This window comes from Paenibacillus sp. JNUCC-31 (assembly GCF_014844075.1).
GTDB lineage: Bacteria > Bacillota > Bacilli > Paenibacillales > Paenibacillaceae > Paenibacillus.
Map to the genome: position 1 here is coordinate 6,660,597 of NZ_CP062165.1, position 16,428 is coordinate 6,677,024.

A 16,428-nucleotide genomic window follows, 5' to 3' on the forward strand; every position below is an offset into this window, starting at 1 on the left:
GTTTAGCATTTCTATAAGCAGAAGCCGTGTCCAGCGTGGAACAGAATGTTTTTCTGTTTACGCGGACCCGGCTTTTTTTCAGTTTCCATCTCTGTATTCAGGTTGATTTAGTTCAGGATAACTTTAATTTGTTGCAAGGGCTGGTCAGGAATCTGCTCGCACAACCGTTGAGTTCATGTTGCCTGTCAGTCGCTGTGGAGGGAAGACCATGCGAACAGGTGCGATAATAATTGCAGCGAATAAGGCTTTGATCAGATCTCCGATGATATAGGGATAGAACCCTTGTATCATGGCTTCGGGTAACGACATTTTGTAAGCATAGGCTAACCAGGGCACGCCCGAAACATAGATCAACAATGAACCAAACACCTCAAATACGATAAAGGCCAGGAAATAACCAACGAATCCGTTCAGTTTGATTCTGCTGAGTAATAGCCCAATGAGTAATGCCGAGAAGGGCCACATCATAACATATCCTCCGGTAGGCCCAAGGAGTACGGCAAGTCCGCCTGCGCCATGCAGAAGCGGGAAGCCAATTGCAGTCAGGACTACAACCAGAGCGATACTTAGAAAACCATATAATGGGCCAAGCAGTCCGCCTGCCAGCATAACCGCAAGAGTTTGCAGTGTAATCGGCACAGGAGAGAAACCAATGGGAATACTTATGTAACCAAAAAGAACGAGTATAGCTGCCATAAGTGCGCTAAATACAATACCTCGCAAAGATAATTTCATGTTTGAACATTCCTTTCAATTTTGGTAATCTTATTGTTAACCGATTAAACGGATGTGGTTAACGATTTGGATCGTACCACAAAAGATTCAAAAGGGAAAGGACCAATTTGCGATGCAAGACGTTATACCTTTGATTCAACTAGAAAATGTCCGTGTTCATTATGCATCCGATTCAGGACGTGTTCGTAAGGCAGTGGATGGGGTTTCACTGAAAGTGATTCCCGGGGAATGGATAAGTGTTGTGGGGGCCAATGGAAGTGGAAAAAGTACCTTGGCCGGGTTGCTGATCGGATTCACTCCGCTATCCGGCGGAGAAAGGAAGGCTTCTTCGGATCTGGTTGTTCGTGGAGTTCTCCAGCAGCCTGATGCGCAGGTACTCGGAGATACCATTGAAGAGGAGTTTCATTTTGCCTTGTCCTCGTTGCTGGAATCTTCGGATGAGCAATTACGTCGGAGAGAGCACGCATTACATATAACAGGACTTGAACACCCGCCGGAGACGGCCATATCTATGCTGTCTGGAGGACAGAAGCAGTTGCTTAATATCGCGGTAGCGCTGGCGGCCAAGCCGGATGTACTCATTCTGGACGAACCTACGGCCATGCTTGATCCGGGAGCCAGAGATCGAATGGAAGCGGTAGTCCAAACCATTGTTCAGCAAGGGACGGCGGTAATCTGGATTACGCATCATTTGGAGGAAGCAACGTTATGCGATCGAATTATTGCCATGGAACAGGGACGATGCGTGTACGATGGAGCACCTTCGGCTTTCTTCTATGGAAAGGAGAAGGCAGCGACGAGGGCTAATGCAGGAAAAGAAGCACATCAATCATCGCCCTGCGAAAAGCTTGGTCTTGCTCCACCTTTTACAGTGCAGACGGCTCTACTCCTGAAACGGAAAGGCCTGCTCCATCATGCAACACCTCTGCGACCAGAGCAGTTGGTTAAGGAGGTAGCTCTTTGGCAATCGAATTAGAACATGTAGGCATAGCTTCGTCACAAGCTGACAAAAGAGCGCTGCTTCAAGATGTCACCGTCAAACTGAACTGTGGAGAAATCACTTTGGTACTGGGCTGCACAGGATCAGGCAAAACCACACTGCTGCAAACGATCGCTGGCCTAAAACCTCCAGATACGGGTAGCCTCAAGCTGGACGGAGAGCCTTTCTGGCAAAACGGGAAAGTGCCACAGTCCATTCTGCTGCAAATGGGATTGGTCTTTCAATTCCCGGAGCAACAGCTGTTCGCCCGAAGCATTGGGCGTGAATTTGCTTATTCCCTGCGTCCATATCGTCTACCCGATGAACAAAAGAAAAAGCAGATTTCCGAGGCGCTTGAGCGCTGGGACTCCCCAGCAGGTCATGAAGGGGAAGAACGCTTTCACTCGGATAGGTCACCCTTTGCACTAAGTGGGGGAGAACGGAGAAGACTGGGGCTTGCCCTTGGCACTGCTACGCAGCCTTCATGGCTATTGCTCGATGAACCTAGCGCCGGATTGGAAGCACAAGGTGTTGTCATGCTGCTGGAAGCATTGAATCAACAGCGAAATGCGGGTGAGGGAGCGATTGTGGCTACACACGACCTGGACACGTTTTTACCGCATGCGGATCGGGTTCTTTTGTTACAGGAGGGGCGTCTGGTTGCTGATCTCACACCAAGGGAACTTCATACAAGGCCAGATCTGCTGGAACTTGCCGGAATTGGTCTGCCACCTTCTATGCAACTGGCACAACAATTTGCGGCGGCGGGCATTCATTTGTCTTTTACTGCGTTGACCCCGGAAGAAATGGCTGAAAGCATAGTTCGGTCCATCCATGAGCCGTTTGAACAGAAAGTTGATGTTATTGGTAATGAGGATCAATTCAGAATAGATGAAGCAAAGCAAGCCTTAACAAGCTCCGACACTTCGGGAGGAGAAAGCACACAAGAGATCATGTACGCCCACGCTGAATCAGGATCAAGCAGAGGCTTGTATGGGGCCATGGACCCGCGTCTGAAATGGGTTTTATACATTTTGCTCGTGACTGCCGCGATGCTTCAGCACCACTGGTTGGGTCTGTCTCTTACGTTGGTGCCAGTCATCTTGGCACTCGTTGTGCTGCCGCGCCAGGCTTTGATTGGATGCTTGAAATTAATGAAGCCGCTCGTATTGTTCTTTCTCATATCAACCGTGTTGTCGGGGACAACCCTTTCAACAGAAGGGGGCGGTCTACAGTTCGGATTTTCCTTGATGCAGGCTGAGGCGACGTTACTGAATGTTTACCGTTTATTTATCGTCACGTTGGCAAGTCTTTGGTTTTCACTGACCACGCCTTATGGTCGCATGGTGGCAGGACTGAATTGGGTGCTCGGCGTCGGACAAAAAATAAAGCTGCCCGTCTCGTCATTTGCACTCGCCGTGTCGTTAATCTTCCGTTTTATCCCGATGATCTGGAGTGAATGGCAGCGATTCTCGCTGATTGTTCGGGCACGCGGCAAAGCTGCATTACGACCGAATACGGTGCGTGTGCGTGATCTGGGTCCGATGGTTATTCCCCTGCTTATGGCGCTGTTTCAGCGTGCAGAAGATATGACGATTGCGATGGAAATGCGGAAAGTTAGAGAGAATTCCCTGCTTGGAGCACGCTCATCCTTGTTGGTATGGTCCAAACGAGACACGTGGATTTGCCTAATTGGACTTATTGTTTTTGTGTTTTATATCTGGATCAGAAATTGAAACGCAGTGTTGCATGGACTATGCATAAATCCTTTCATTTCCGTTCAAAATAAACATGCTTTGATCACTACGAAGCAGATATGGAGGGACGAACGATGAAGGATAAATTTCTGCAAGAAGAAAGACGAGAATATACCGATGTATCGACTGTGGAGTCGCAGCGAAATGATATCACATTCGAAGAATTCCCTGAAGGTCCTTACGGCTCATCTCTAATGTCTGAATCTCTTGGCAAAAGCTCGCCATGGCGAGTGGATCAAAGGACCGCACACCGTTTCGATTATGAAAATCATGAACTGCACGAAGGGGAAGTTCGGGATTATCCCGGTCAAGACGTCTTCGATGAAACGGTCCCCGATAATGTAACCAAGCCTCAATACCCCGAAGAAGAATAGTACTGACGTATTATATAAAATAGATGATAGCCTCCGGCAGGACCACCTGGCCGGGGGCTGTTTTGTTTGTGTTGTTTATGAAAACAAATCTCCTCAAATTCCACAATATGGTTTATCATAGGCATAGCTCATATTAAAAGAGGTCGTTTGTGGGAAAATCCAAAGTTATCATGGTGGTTTCAGGAGCTATTGTGCTCGATGAGACTGGTGAAAATTCTATAACAAAAACGATCGGATAATGGATTCTGGGGGTTTCCAGGCGGGTCTATGGAGATCGGTAAGACTTTTGTGGGAGGATAAAAGAGAGTTCAGAGTCTATAGAAACACGATTTTTTGATAGGCATTCTATCCTGACGAATGGGTAGACGATTTACTAAGGAACTCAGGAGGTCTTAATTCGCCTTCAGGAACTCTTTCTAAAAAGTAAGGAACATCAGACACGTTATTTCCCGAAATCCCTGACAAATAAGCTGCAAACGACTGTTTATTCTGATATAGCGTGTCTCATGTTCCTTAGATTTCTGCGGTCACTTCAAATCCTTGAATAAGACGCCTCAGATTCGTTAGCGCTCTCTCCATGCTCTGCTCCAACCGCGAGCGAAAGGCCGACCCGAATCCCATTCGAGGGGAAGCTTTTCAATGGAAGGGAGAACATCCGCATTAAAGGGGTTTCAATCGCTTGCTTGCCCATTCAGGACGCGGTGCGCTTGTCTGCTCCGGACACGTTCAGTTCCGCTTCTACTTTCAGCAGGTAATGAAGACACGGGAATCCCATCACGGAGGTACACCAAATTCAGTCACTATAATAAATTGGGGGATATCAGAATGAGAGAAATTAACTATAGCCATTATTTTTGGCAGGATGATCAGGTCAGATTGCGTGCTTTGCGTGAGGAAGATTGGGAGGATCATTATTATAACCGCTTCGATACACCCGCTCGTCGTTTACTGGAATGTGCAGTAGAGCTGCCACCTACGAATGCTGATGCGAAGAAATTTACGGAAGCCTTTTCCGATTTTTCTCTGGACAGAGGACGGATCATGTTCACGATTGAAAATATGGATGGTGAGAATGTCGGGGGCGTCAATCTGAACAGCATCGATGAGAGGAACGGTACCTTTAGTATTGGAATTCAAATTGACAGGGATCATCGTGGAAAAGGATACGGGACGAGAGCCATTCGAATCTTGCTGAAATATGCCTTTTTTGAGCGCAGGCTTCATAAATTCAATGATTCTGTTCTCGAAGGCAATGAACCTTCCGCAGTCATGATGAGAAAGCTTGGGTGTGTGCAGGAAGGCGTGCGTCGTCAGGTGATTTATACCGATGGAAAATACCAGGATCTGATCCTGTTCGGATTAACCAAAGAGGAATTTATCGATAAAGAGGGACTTGCATGAGTCCTATTTTAAATCAAATCGGTACGGTGTTTATTCCTGTTCGTAACATTGAAAAAGCACGTGAGTGGTATTGCGACATATTGGGGTTGCCTGCCAATGGACAGGAATTTGTTGATGGTCTGCCAATGTTAGTTTAATTAGGTGTACACTAGGAGGCATTATGAAACAAACCATACAAAGTGATGAATTAATCATTGATTGCAAAGATATTTATTTGCGCGAGTATCGACCTGAGGATTTGGAGAAATTGCAGGAAATCACCTGGCAGCCCGAGGTTTATGAATTTTTGCCTGGATGGAATGCTACGGTTGAAGAGAGAGTACTTTGGCTCACTCAATACGAAATCCCTGAGAATCAGAATTTTAAACAAGCTGTTTTGACGGGAGGGGACGTTGGGGACTTGTATTTACGTTTGGCTATCGTGCTCAAAGAAAATGATGAGTTCATAGGATGGTGCTGCTCGGGGATCAAGGAGGAGCTGCCAGTGCCCAATCGGGAGATCATGTACGGCATTTCTAAACACTTCAGGAACCGGGGCTATACAACGCAGGCAGTACAAGGAATAACACAGTATTTGTTTGAAAATACAAACGTTGAAGTGTTGAATGCCATCGCTTTATTAACGAATCAGGCATCCAATAAGGTAATACAGAAATGCAATTTTGAATGGCTGAGTTTGATCGAAATCGAGAATGAACCGTACAACCATTACCAACTGTGCAAGCCCTAAAATCCATCTACTGCAAATGTCTCAAGATGACTGTACAGGAGTGATCTCATGGATTCCAAACCGCAGCTTGTTTTAGATCTGGCGGGTGTTCTGATCACCAATCTTTCCTCTTCATTCTGGCAGGAGCTTGCGAGGTATGCAGGTACGCCTTTTCCTGTATTAATCGAGCAATTGAGTGGTATACGTAAGGACTTGTGGACAGGAAGGATGACAGAGGAACAATTCTGGATCTGGATGCAAGCACAATATTCCAATATTGAAAAGATATATGCTTATGAATTGCTTGAAAAAACAACAGAGTTGTTACCTGCCATGCATTGTCTTGAACGATGGAGTGAGCAGGCGGAACTTCATCTCCTGAGCAATCATTGTCAAGAATGGATTCAGCCCATTTTGCCGCTGATCCAACCGTATTCCAAAAGTGTAACGATTTCCAATCAGGTCGGATATTGCAAGCCGAACATTGAGATATATGAACTCGTACAATCCCGTATACATAAAGCTGCGCGTATTATATTTGTGGATGATCAAGCAAAAAATTTGAAACCTGCTGCTGAGCTGGGATGGGAAACATTACTTGCCGATGAACAGCATCAATGGATTGCTGAAATGGACGGATGGCTCGCAGACCAACGATAATTAGCGATACAGATGCACTATATACAAATCCACCATTTCGATACTTAACAAATGACCCTATCATTTCTCCGCAGAAATGATAGGGTCGTTTGTTATATGATAAGAGCCGCAATAAAACGAAATGCTGCGTCTTGCAAGCCTCGTTCAGCTTAGGCTTCACTCTTTATCAAGGGTAAAATGATCGTAAATTCAGTTCCTGCACCTATTTGGCTGCGCACTGTAATTTTCCCGCCATACGATTCCACAATGGAACGGGTAATGGCAAGGCCTAGCCCCGCGCCCCCTTGTTTTCTCGAACGGGAAGAGCTTGTCCGATAGAAACGTTCAAAAATGTGAGGCAGATGTTCCGATTCAATCCCTGAGCCGTTATCTTTAACGGTTAATTCGGCTTTATGTTGAACGGCGTACAACGTGACATTGATGGTTCCGCGATCCGAATCGGTGTGCTGTACTGCATTATGGAACAGATTGAGCACAACCTGTTTCAATTTGTGAGCATCAGCCATAACATGAACTTCAGCGGTCAGGTCGAGATGAACTTGTCTTTCCTGAGCCATCATGACGAGCTGTGGCTGCATTTCGAGCAGCAGACTGCCCAGTTGGATAACTTCCTGCTCCTGCTGAGGCGCCTGGTCCAGCTTGGTCAGCATCAGCAGATCCTCTACAAGTTTATTAATTCGTACAGATTCACCATACATGCTGTTCAAAGCGCTATATAATTGCTCGCTGTTGGACGCTGCACCGCGCTTGAGCACCTCAATGAATCCGTGAATGGAGGTAAGAGGGGTGCGCAGTTCATGGGAAGCATCAGACAGAAAACGCTGCATCTGCTCCTTCGACTCCCGTTCTGCTTCAAACGAGTCTTCCAGCCTTTCGAGCATACCGTTAAATGAAAGCGCCAGTTGATCCACTTCCTGTTGTCCCTGGACCGCAGGAAGGCGTTCGGCCAGACTGCCCGCATCGATCCGCTGCACGGTATCTACCATGCTGGACAAGGGAATGAGTGTCCGGCGAAGTGCTTTTGTGTATAGAACGAGTCCAGCAACCATGGCGAGTAGAGATAACATCAAGAAGATCAGAAGCTGTTTCACAATCAGATCTTTTAGCGGTTTCGTAGGCGTGCCCATCTGCACCATGGGTAAGCCGCGATTACGCGGTCCAGGGGAAGAGAAGACGATGAGCTGCTCATTGCCTTCACTATCCATTACAATCCGGTACGGAACATGTTGCTTGTCGTTGATCTGTTCCGTAATGTTCTGATATTCAGCTGACGTCAAGCGAGGAGCGGTCAGACCGTCTTCACCAAATATATCCTCGAAGCCACTTTGATTATCAAATAAGGCAAGTGAACGATCAGGAATGTACAGGAAACGATTGCCTGATCCTCTTGGATCTGATCCAGATTGCCCGCCAAAAGGATTATTTGTCGCACCACCGCCACTACGCGAGGACGGGCCAAGCCACACAGGGGGCATGGACATCAACTGTTCTTCCATGGTTTTCGCCTGGTTGCGATACAGAAAGCTCTCCATAATCCAAAATTGAAGAAAACCAATTAACAAGAGCAAAGCAGCCAAAATGAACAGCGAGCGCGCGAGTAATTGAGAGCGCAGCGAACGTGGTGAGATCAATCGTTGCAGCCATATCCAATGACGCTTATCTTTCTTTGATAAAGAAACCATCAAAGATCCACCCTGTATCCGACACCTCGCAGTGTACGAATGAGTTTATGCTCTTTATCCCCCAGTTTGTCACGCAAGGAGCGAACGTACACCTCCACAATGTTCTCTTCCCCACCAAAATCATACCCCCATACGCGGTTCAAAATGGTCGCTTTACTCAGGACAATGCCATGATTGAGCACGATGAATTTTAATAGTTCATATTCGGTTGGAGATAACTCCAGAATCTGATCGTGATAGGTAATCTCTTTGCGTTGATCATCGATTCGGAATGCACCATGAATTACTGCCCCTATTAATAAAGGAAACTGATTACGCAGCCTTGCCTGAATGCGTGCAAGCAGTTCGTCGAACGCAAAAGGTTTAATCATGTAATCGTCAGCACCAAGCCATAGGCCTTTGACGCGATTCTCGACCTCATCTTTGGCTGTCAGCATGATCACCCCGATCTGAGCCCCGCTCTTGCGCAGACGCTCAACGACCTCAAACCCATCCATCTCGGGCATCATGACATCCAGAATGGCCATATGTGGACGGAAATTGAGTGCCAATTCAAGCGCAGCGGCTCCATCCGGGGCTGTACGTACATCAAAGCCTTCATTGCTTAGTCCCAGCTCCAAAAATTGCAAAATATGTGGTTCATCATCTGCCAATAGTATTTTAATGCCAGTACTTAGTTTCATAAGCAGGCGTTCCTCCCCGTTAAATCCATCTATTACATACCCCTCAATTTTACAGGTCTATATGCTATATTATCGCTCGCCAAACTGAAAATTAGCTGAAAAGTTTGCAAGTTATCCTCAGGCAACATTCAGCGGGCACTCATCCCCGTTTTACTTTGGCCTGTCACAATAGTAGACATGAAGAAATTGAAGGAGTGATTGAGATTGAATAACGTCAAACGAAGGATGGATCTGGTCCTTCTGCCGATTGTTTTACTGGCGGCATTTCTGAATGGGTACGGCATCTGGAACGACCAATATGCCAATTCCTATTACACGACCGCCGTCGGAAGCATGCTGAGAAATTTCCATAACTTTTTCTACGCATCGCTCGACTCGGCTGGTTCAGTAACGGTAGACAAACCACCGGTTGTCTTCTGGATTCAAACCGTTTTTGCTTATGTTTTTGGATTGCATGGCTGGAGTGTTATTTTACCGCAAGCGTTAGCAGGGATCGGTTCGGTGCTGCTGATTTATTTTATGGTCAAGCCTACATTTGGACTTGGCGCAGCGCGAATCTCGGCACTTGCGATGGCAACCGTACCCGTAGTGGCTGGGGTCAGCCGTACCAACAATATTGACAGCATGCTGGTATTCACCCTGCTGCTGGGTTCATGGTTTTTGTTCAAGGGAAGCAAGCAAGGCAGTACGTGGCGAATCCTCGTTGCCTTTGCTCTCATTGGACTTGCTTTTAATATGAAAATGCTGCAGGCCTATATGATTCTTCCGGCGTTCTACTTGTTCTATCTGCTGACATTCAACGCCAAGTGGAGAAGAAAAATCATCTTGCTGATCGGAAGTACGGCAGTGCTGGCCGTTGTTTCCTTATCTTGGGCAGTCACCGTGGATTCCATATCGGCAGACGAACGGCCTTATATCGGCAGCAGTGAAACCAATTCGGTGCTGGAGCTGGCTTTTGGATATAACGGCTTATCTCGTCTTACGGGACAACAGAACAGATCTGCGAATGCAGGCATGCCATACGCCTCTAGTGAGGGTAATTTTCGTGGAAACTTCAATTCCCAGGGTTCTGGAACAGATCAGTCGGGCAGCGGCTCGGCTCCAACAGGCAATCTACCTGGAAATGGTGAAATGGGTGGCATGAACGGAATGACTTTCCCGGGCGGACAGATGCCAAACGGTGGCGAGATGCCTAATGGAAGGAATTTCAGAGCCGGTAATGGCGGCGGCATGGGCGGCATGTTTGGCACAGGGGAAAAAGGCCCTCTGCGGTTATTCCAGACCGAACTTTCCGGTCAGGCCAGTTGGCTTTTGCCGACTGTATTGCTTGGCTGCATTGCCATTTTTGCAGGGTTAAGACGGAGAAACATAACTGATAAGCATAAGGAAGCGTTGTTCTGGCTGGCTTGGCTGCTCCCGGTGGCTGCCTTTTTCAGTGTGGCAGGCTTCTTTCATCAATATTATCTGATTATGCTCGCACCTCCGGTAGTAGCATTAACCGGAGCAGGGTTTGCCGCCATGTGGACGGCATATCGTGAACGTAATGGCTGGCAAGCCTGGCTACTACCGTTATCCGTACTGCTAACGACCATCTTCGGCTGGTATATCATGCAGGTGTATAACGACACCATCGGGGCAGGTTGGTCCATCAGTGAATTGATCGCAGGCATTCTGATTACCGTTATTCTGATTGTGATGCTTAATCGTTCACACCCATGGAAACAGGGTTTGATTATCGCAGGCTTCATGGTCATGCTGATCGGTCCGACCTATTGGGCATTCACACCTATCACGTATGGAGGCAACAGCATGATTCCGGCGGCTGGACCTACAGGTTCCAATGGGATGTTCGGCGGCATGGGAACACCTCCGAATTCAGGAGGAAGCATGAATGGTGGTGGAGGAATGCCTACGACAGGTGGGCGAGGTGGAGCAGGGAACCGCAACGAAGAAGTGGACACCACAACCCTGAATTATCTGAGAGAACATAACACAGGTGAAACCTATCTCTTCGCAACGACGGACTATAACCAGGCAGCTCCATATATCATCGATGAAAATGAAGCAGTCATTACGCTTGGCGGGTTCTCGGGTTCAGATCCGGTGTATACCACGGAAAAACTGGAACAACTCGTGAAGAGTGGACAAGTGAAATACTTCATGGTAGGTGGCATGGGCGGCCGAGGTGGAAGTTCTGATATCGGCGACTGGATCAAGGAGCATGGTACGGAGATTCCAACGTCAGAGTGGAAGACGGGAACAAATAGCGGTCCCGGTTTCGGCGGTCAAACGACTTTATATGAAGTGAAATTATAAGTGTGATCCAAGTGATACATGATGTGAATTTGAACAATTCGAAACGAAAACAACGGAAAAGGGAGGGAACGAAACATGGCTCAAAAGTACCGTTACAGCATTATCATTCCAATGTATAACGAAGAAGCGGTGATTGAGGAGACCTATCGGCGTCTGAAAAAAGTCATGGGCAGTACGGGAGAGAGTTACGAGCTGTTGTTTGTCAATGACGGCAGTGTGGACCAAAGTGCACAGATGATCCGTGACTATGCCCTTTGGGATGATCATGTGAAGCTGATTGATTTTGCTCGCAACTTCGGTCATCAGATCGCGATTACGGCAGGGATGGATTATGCAGCAGGCGATGCAGTCGTCATTATTGATGCGGATCTTCAGGACCCTCCCGAGCTGATATTGGACATGATCGCCAAGTGGAAAGAGGGCTATGAGGTGGTCTATGCCCGTCGGACCAGACGAAGCGGAGAAACGCGCTTCAAGAAATGGTCGGCAAGCCTGTTCTACCGTTTACTGCGTGCCTCGACGGATACGGATATTCCAGTGGATACCGGGGACTTTCGTCTGATGGATCGCAAGGTATGTGATGAGATGAAACGACTTCCGGAGAAAAATCGATTTGTCCGCGGATTGGTCAGTTGGGTGGGGTTCCGTCAGATCGCCATTGAGTATGAACGGGATGAACGTTTGGCAGGGGAAACCAAATACCCGTTGAAACGCATGTTAAAGCTGAGTCTGGACGGCATTACATCATTTTCGCACAAACCGCTCAAGCTTGCAGGGTACGTGGGAGCTGTTCTATCCATCGGCGGCTTCATCTATATGCTAAGTGTTATCGCTTCGGCGATATTTACAGATTCTACGATCAAAGGATGGCCTTCAATGGTCAGCATTATGCTGATCTTTAACGGATTCATTTTAATCATGCTGGGCATTCTTGGCGAGTATGTTGGCCGAATCTATGATGAAACGAAGGCGCGTCCGCTATATATCGTAAGAGATGTGTATCAGGCGGAAAGTCAGTCGAGTCAGTCACGGTTAATGGGCAGAGTTGCTCATCATGACTAATCGTTGGGTCACTATATTTAAGTTTGGAATTGTGGGCGTCCTGAATACGGCGGTGGATGCAATGGTGTTTACCTTACTCGCTGCCGCAGGCACACCAGCTCTAATTGCTCAAGTGATCTCGTATAGCTGTGGGGTCGTGAACAGTTACTGGTGGAACGGCAGGTGGACCTTCCATGATGCTGGAAGACAGGGCAAAAAAACCGAAATCATACGTTTTCTAACTACCAATCTGGTGGTTCTGGCGTTATCTTCCCTGATTCTGTACAGCTGCAATAGCACATTAGGCTGGAGCGTTATGATGAGTAAAATACTGGCGACCCTCTCGGGCATGGTTATAAACTATATTGCCAGTCGGTATTGGGTGTTCCAGGTCTCTTCCTCTCAAGGGTCTGACCCTTCATCGGATGCTAATGAAAGGAGTGTTTCATGATATGAGAATTAAAAAAGCAGTTATTCCGGCAGCAGGGCTTGGCACCCGATTCCTGCCGGCAACCAAGGCACAACCCAAAGAAATGCTGCCCATTGTGGACAAACCGGCCATTCAATATATTGTGGAAGAAGCGGTACAATCGGGCATTGAAAATATTATCATCGTCACCGGACGCAATAAAAAATCGATTGAGGATCATTTTGACAAATCCGTTGAGTTGGAGTATTCCCTATATGCCAAAGGCAAGCAAGCACTACTGGAAGAAGTGCAAGCGATCAGCGAAATGGCCAGTATTCATTTTATCCGACAAAAAGAACCGCTGGGATTGGGGCATGCGATTGGATGTGCACGTCAGTTTGTGGGAGATGATCCGTTTGCCGTACTGCTTGGGGATGATATTATGGTGTCCGATCCGCCAGCACTTGCACAGATGATTCATTTATATGAAAAGACAGGCAGCCAAATTGTTGGCGTGCGGCATGTACAGGCGACTGACGTGAGTAAATACGGGATTATCGACTCAAAGGGAGGAGTGGATCGGGTTCACCGGATTACCCATTTGGTAGAAAAACCTTCCATTGCAGAAGCGCCCTCCCGAACAGCCGTAATGGGACGTTACATTCTGAAACCTTCCATCTTTCCCATTCTGGATCGAATCGAGAGAGGGGCTGGAGGGGAATATCAGCTAACGGATGCCTTGAAAGAAGTTAGCCAAGTGGAGGAACTGCTGGCCCTTGAGCTGGAGGGACGCCGCTACGATATTGGTGATCAGTTCGGATATATTCAAGCCATTTTGGAGATCGGACTGATGCGTAAGGAATTGCAGCCCATGCTGACTCCATATCTTCAACAGCTTGCAACGCAGTGGGCATAGGAATTGATATGTAGCGGAGGTTTAGATCTGCTGTAGGACGGGGGGTTCCTCCGTGCCATGGTTCTGGCATATACTCCAGCATTGTACAATCGTTCCTGTAACGCTACAATGAGCAAGAAGTTCAAGCTGCTCTTTAAGGAGTGTGGAATCATGAGTGAGACGATCATCAGGGATCTGATTAAGTATATGGACGTGGAGGACAACGCTGCTATTCAATACATTCAGACTGAGCATCGGATGAAACTGGGACTCTTTTGGGGAATTCGGAAAGGCAGCCGCGTTCTGGAAATCGGTTGTGGTCAGGGAGATACAACGGCCGTATTAGCGCATCTGGTGGGGGAGCATGGATACGTCCATGGGGTAGACATTGCACCAGAGAGTTATGGTACCCCGCTAACAGTGGGTGAAGCGGCAGACAATCTGCGGAAATCTCCGCTAGGTAACCGAATTCGAATGGATTATGATTTCGATATTCTAAGTGAACAGGTTCAATTTGCCGAGAATGAGTTTGATGTGATTGTACTTTCCCATTGTTCGTGGTACATGAAATCTTTTGACGAGCTCGCCCAGATTCTTAGCAAGGTAAGGTCGTGGGGACATCAGCTATGTTTCGCCGAATGGGATGCACGCGTTACAGATGTGAGCCAGCTCTCGCACTGGTTATCCGTTCTGATTCAGTCCCAGGTCGAATGTTACAAGGAGAACAGCTTCTCCAATGTGCGCACGCTGTTTACACCCGAGGATATCCAAAAGCTTGTCTCTTCGGCAGGCTGGACGATTAAGGAAGAGGTTTCGATCCATTCTCCCGAACTGCAGGACGGTCGCTGGGAAACCGAAATGACATTGGCAGAAGCGCCTGCGGAACTGAAAATGCTTCCGATCCCGGATAAGGTAAGAACACTCCTTCTTTCCGAATTGAAATTACTTAGGACACATCATGCCTCGGGTCCTGGGAGTCCATTGGGAACGTATGCGATTGTTGCCAAAAAGTAGTGGAAAAATAGTCATTTGCAGCAATTTATAAGAAAAACGTCTATCGACGTACTTTCACAGAAGACAGACCGCGTTTAGCTGAAGTTTTTCTTGCGATAATTGAATTGTTCAGCTCCGCTGAAAACGTATAAATTCCATGATCTAAAAAAATATGTTTACTTCATGATGGTAACTTTGATATTATAATCGCAATATCAAATGCGATGAAGAGATGAGTAGATAAAAAGCATTCTTTCACAGAGAGCTCCGGCAGCTGAAAAGGGGTAAAGAATTTTTTGTTGAATAAAGACTCAGAGCAGCACATCGGAACTTTAAGAATTGAGGGATGGTGTGACAGGAGCTCCTGTTACAGAGCGAGAGTATAAGCGGATACGCATGATTGAATGTAGTAATCCTTAACTCGAAGAGGCTAGTATGGTGACATATTGGCGAATCTGGGTGGTACCACGAGTGTAACAATCTCGTCCCTGAGACTTTTGTCTTGGGGATGGGATTTTTTGGTTTTTTCCGGGATGCTGGCTACACGCTTTGGAAATGCCTGAATAGTGTTTAATAAGGAGAAACTCACACCGAAAGGAAATGATGATTTTATGTCAGCAAAATTGAAAGTCGGTATCGTCGGGGGAACGGGGATGGTAGGTCAACGCTTTGTAGATCTGCTCAATGGACACCCATGGTTTGAAGTAACAGCTATTTCAGCTAGTGCCAACTCGGCAGGCAAAACATATGAAGAATCTGTTCAAGGCAGATGGAAGCTCGCTGTTCCGATCCCGGAAGCAGTGAAAAATATCGTGGTTCAGGATGCTTCCCAAGTGGAAGCTTTTGCGAGCCAGGTTGATTTTATATTCTGTGCTGTGGATATGAAAAAGAATGAAATTCAAGCGCTCGAAGAGGCTTATGCCAAAACGGGAACTCCGGTTGTCTCCAACAACTCGGCTCACCGTTGGACGGCAGATGTACCAATGGTCATTCCGGAAATTAACCCAGGACATCTCGACGTGATTGAAGCTCAACGCAAACGCCTCGGAACCAAAACCGGATTTATCGCGGTTAAACCAAACTGCTCGATTCAAAGCTATGTGCCAGCACTTCACGCTTTGCGCGAGTTCAATCCCACTCAAGTGGTGGCTTCCACATACCAAGCGATCTCTGGAGCAGGTAAAAACTTTACCGACTGGCCGGATATGCTGGATAACGTCATTCCATACATCGGTGGCGAGGAAGAGAAAAGTGAACAAGAGCCACTGCGCATCTGGGGAAGTATTCAAAATAATGAGATTGTAAAAGCGTCTGCGCCGTTAATTACAACACAATGTATTCGTGTTCCTGTAACAGATGGTCACTTGGCGACAGTATTTGTATCCTTTGAGAAAAAACCTTCCAAAGAAGAAATTCTGGATCGTTGGCTGCAATTCACAGGTCGTCCGCAAGAGCTGGCTCTGCCAAGCGCACCGAAACAGTTCATTACGTATTTTGAAGAAGAGAACAGACCGCAAACGAAGCTGGATCGTGACATCGAGCGTGGAATGGGCGTATCGACAGGGAGATTGCGTGAAGATTCCCTGTATGATTACAAGTTTGTAGGACTGTCCCACAACACGCTGCGCGGAGCCGCAGGCGGTGCTGTTCTGATCGCTGAATTGCTCAAAGCTGAAGGATATATTCAACCGAAATAAATTAGGCATTTGGAAATAGAAACAGAGGTAATAGGATATCACGGATAGTTACCCCTTTTAGTAGACAAGAGTAAAGAGACATCTGGGAAGATGAATT

The 16,428-nt window shown here is 47.1% G+C and carries 15 protein-coding genes, 1 pseudogene and 1 other annotated feature; of the genes and pseudogenes, 13 read left to right on the forward strand and 3 right to left on the reverse strand.

Annotated features, from left to right (window positions below; genetic code table 11):
- Positions 1-144: 144 nt before the first annotated feature.
- On the reverse strand, positions 145-735 hold the full coding sequence (locus JNUCC31_RS29325) for a biotin transporter BioY (protein WP_192266840.1): 591 nt from the start codon (positions 733-735) through the stop codon (positions 145-147).
- Between the two features lie 130 nt (positions 736-865).
- Between JNUCC31_RS29325 and JNUCC31_RS29330 the strand changes: the two genes are divergently transcribed.
- The 7 genes and pseudogenes from JNUCC31_RS29330 (at position 866) to JNUCC31_RS29360 (ending at position 6,615) form a co-directional block, all read left to right on the forward strand.
- Entirely contained in the window at positions 866-1,711 is an 846-nt protein-coding gene (locus JNUCC31_RS29330) for an ATP-binding cassette domain-containing protein (RefSeq protein WP_228469301.1), read from the forward strand.
- Positions 1,696-3,450, forward strand: a complete 1,755-nt coding sequence (locus JNUCC31_RS29335; RefSeq protein ID WP_192266842.1) for an ATP-binding cassette domain-containing protein — start codon at positions 1,696-1,698, stop codon at positions 3,448-3,450. The genes JNUCC31_RS29330 and JNUCC31_RS29335 overlap by 16 nt, the downstream gene beginning before the upstream one ends.
- A 95-nt stretch (positions 3,451-3,545) precedes the next feature.
- Positions 3,546-3,845, forward strand: a complete 300-nt coding sequence (locus JNUCC31_RS29340) for a hypothetical protein (protein WP_062318813.1) — start codon at positions 3,546-3,548, stop codon at positions 3,843-3,845.
- 825 nt (positions 3,846-4,670) lie between these two features.
- Complete coding sequence (locus tag JNUCC31_RS29345; protein WP_192266843.1) at positions 4,671-5,246, forward strand: GNAT family N-acetyltransferase; 576 nt, start codon at positions 4,671-4,673, stop codon at positions 5,244-5,246.
- Positions 5,243-5,350, forward strand: a pseudogene (locus tag JNUCC31_RS29350) (VOC family protein); the annotation flags it as partial. The gene JNUCC31_RS29345 and the pseudogene JNUCC31_RS29350, both read left to right, overlap by 4 nt.
- Before the next feature lie 56 nt (positions 5,351-5,406).
- A complete protein-coding gene (locus tag JNUCC31_RS29355) occupies positions 5,407-5,976 on the forward strand; it encodes a GNAT family N-acetyltransferase (protein WP_192266844.1) in 570 nt (189 codons plus the stop codon).
- Between the two features lie 48 nt (positions 5,977-6,024).
- The gene (locus tag JNUCC31_RS29360) at positions 6,025-6,615 is read left to right on the forward strand and encodes an HAD-IA family hydrolase (RefSeq protein ID WP_192266845.1); all 591 of its coding nucleotides are present in this window, start codon (positions 6,025-6,027) and stop codon (positions 6,613-6,615) included.
- 149 nt (positions 6,616-6,764) lie between these two features.
- On the opposite strand, the gene JNUCC31_RS29365 is transcribed toward JNUCC31_RS29360, so the two are convergent.
- Together JNUCC31_RS29365 and JNUCC31_RS29370 are read right to left on the reverse strand one after the other, a co-directional pair.
- Positions 6,765-8,297: a sensor histidine kinase gene (locus tag JNUCC31_RS29365; protein ID WP_192266846.1), complete on the reverse strand. Its 1,533-nt coding sequence runs from the start codon at positions 8,295-8,297 to the stop codon at positions 6,765-6,767.
- Entirely contained in the window at positions 8,297-8,980 is a 684-nt protein-coding gene (locus tag JNUCC31_RS29370) for a response regulator transcription factor (RefSeq protein ID WP_192266847.1), read from the reverse strand. Before JNUCC31_RS29370 ends, JNUCC31_RS29365 begins: the two co-directional genes overlap by 1 nt.
- Positions 8,981-9,205: 225 nt before the next feature.
- On the opposite strand from JNUCC31_RS29370, the gene JNUCC31_RS29375 reads away from it, so the two are divergent.
- The 6 genes from JNUCC31_RS29375 (at position 9,206) to asd (ending at position 16,331) form a co-directional block, all read left to right on the forward strand.
- Positions 9,206-11,296, forward strand: coding sequence for a glycosyltransferase family 39 protein (locus tag JNUCC31_RS29375; protein ID WP_192273426.1), 2,091 nt, complete (start codon positions 9,206-9,208; stop codon positions 11,294-11,296).
- A 75-nt stretch (positions 11,297-11,371) separates the two neighbouring features.
- Positions 11,372-12,358, forward strand: coding sequence for a glycosyltransferase family 2 protein (locus JNUCC31_RS29380; protein ID WP_192266848.1), 987 nt, complete (start codon positions 11,372-11,374; stop codon positions 12,356-12,358).
- The gene (locus tag JNUCC31_RS29385) at positions 12,351-12,788 is read left to right on the forward strand and encodes a GtrA family protein (RefSeq protein ID WP_192266849.1); all 438 of its coding nucleotides are present in this window, start codon (positions 12,351-12,353) and stop codon (positions 12,786-12,788) included. Before JNUCC31_RS29380 ends, JNUCC31_RS29385 begins: the two co-directional genes overlap by 8 nt.
- A 1-nt stretch (position 12,789) precedes the next feature.
- A complete protein-coding gene (gene galU, locus JNUCC31_RS29390; protein WP_192266850.1) occupies positions 12,790-13,662 on the forward strand; it encodes a UTP--glucose-1-phosphate uridylyltransferase GalU in 873 nt (290 codons plus the stop codon).
- Between the two features lie 150 nt (positions 13,663-13,812).
- Entirely contained in the window at positions 13,813-14,655 is an 843-nt protein-coding gene (locus tag JNUCC31_RS29395; protein ID WP_192266851.1) for a class I SAM-dependent methyltransferase, read from the forward strand.
- Positions 14,656-14,849: 194 nt separating this feature from the next.
- Positions 14,850-15,127 (forward strand) — a binding site (T-box leader).
- Positions 15,128-15,245: 118 nt separating this feature from the next.
- Positions 15,246-16,331 (forward strand): aspartate-semialdehyde dehydrogenase, encoded by a 1,086-nt coding sequence (gene asd / locus JNUCC31_RS29400; protein ID WP_192266852.1) that lies wholly within the window; start codon positions 15,246-15,248, stop codon positions 16,329-16,331.
- The last annotated feature ends 97 nt before the right edge of the window (positions 16,332-16,428 follow it).

Bases quoted from the DNA above. Each gene is read 5' to 3' on its own strand.
- JNUCC31_RS29325 (WP_192266840.1), bottom strand. From the start codon at position 735: ATGAAATTATCTTTGCGAGGTATTGTATTTAGCGCACTTATGGCAGCT.
- JNUCC31_RS29340 (WP_062318813.1), top strand. From the start codon at position 3,546: ATGAAGGATAAATTTCTGCAAGAAGAAAGACGAGAATATACCGATGTA.
- JNUCC31_RS29345 (WP_192266843.1), top strand. From the start codon at position 4,671: ATGAGAGAAATTAACTATAGCCATTATTTTTGGCAGGATGATCAGGTC.
- JNUCC31_RS29355 (WP_192266844.1), top strand. From the start codon at position 5,407: ATGAAACAAACCATACAAAGTGATGAATTAATCATTGATTGCAAAGAT.
- JNUCC31_RS29360 (WP_192266845.1), top strand. From the start codon at position 6,025: ATGGATTCCAAACCGCAGCTTGTTTTAGATCTGGCGGGTGTTCTGATC.
- JNUCC31_RS29365 (WP_192266846.1), bottom strand. From the start codon at position 8,297: ATGGTTTCTTTATCAAAGAAAGATAAGCGTCATTGGATATGGCTGCAA.
- JNUCC31_RS29370 (WP_192266847.1), bottom strand. From the start codon at position 8,980: ATGAAACTAAGTACTGGCATTAAAATACTATTGGCAGATGATGAACCA.
- JNUCC31_RS29375 (WP_192273426.1), top strand. From the start codon at position 9,206: ATGGATCTGGTCCTTCTGCCGATTGTTTTACTGGCGGCATTTCTGAAT.
- JNUCC31_RS29380 (WP_192266848.1), top strand. From the start codon at position 11,372: ATGGCTCAAAAGTACCGTTACAGCATTATCATTCCAATGTATAACGAA.
- JNUCC31_RS29385 (WP_192266849.1), top strand. From the start codon at position 12,351: ATGACTAATCGTTGGGTCACTATATTTAAGTTTGGAATTGTGGGCGTC.
- galU (WP_192266850.1), top strand. From the start codon at position 12,790: ATGAGAATTAAAAAAGCAGTTATTCCGGCAGCAGGGCTTGGCACCCGA.
- JNUCC31_RS29395 (WP_192266851.1), top strand. From the start codon at position 13,813: ATGAGTGAGACGATCATCAGGGATCTGATTAAGTATATGGACGTGGAG.
- asd (WP_192266852.1), top strand. From the start codon at position 15,246: ATGTCAGCAAAATTGAAAGTCGGTATCGTCGGGGGAACGGGGATGGTA.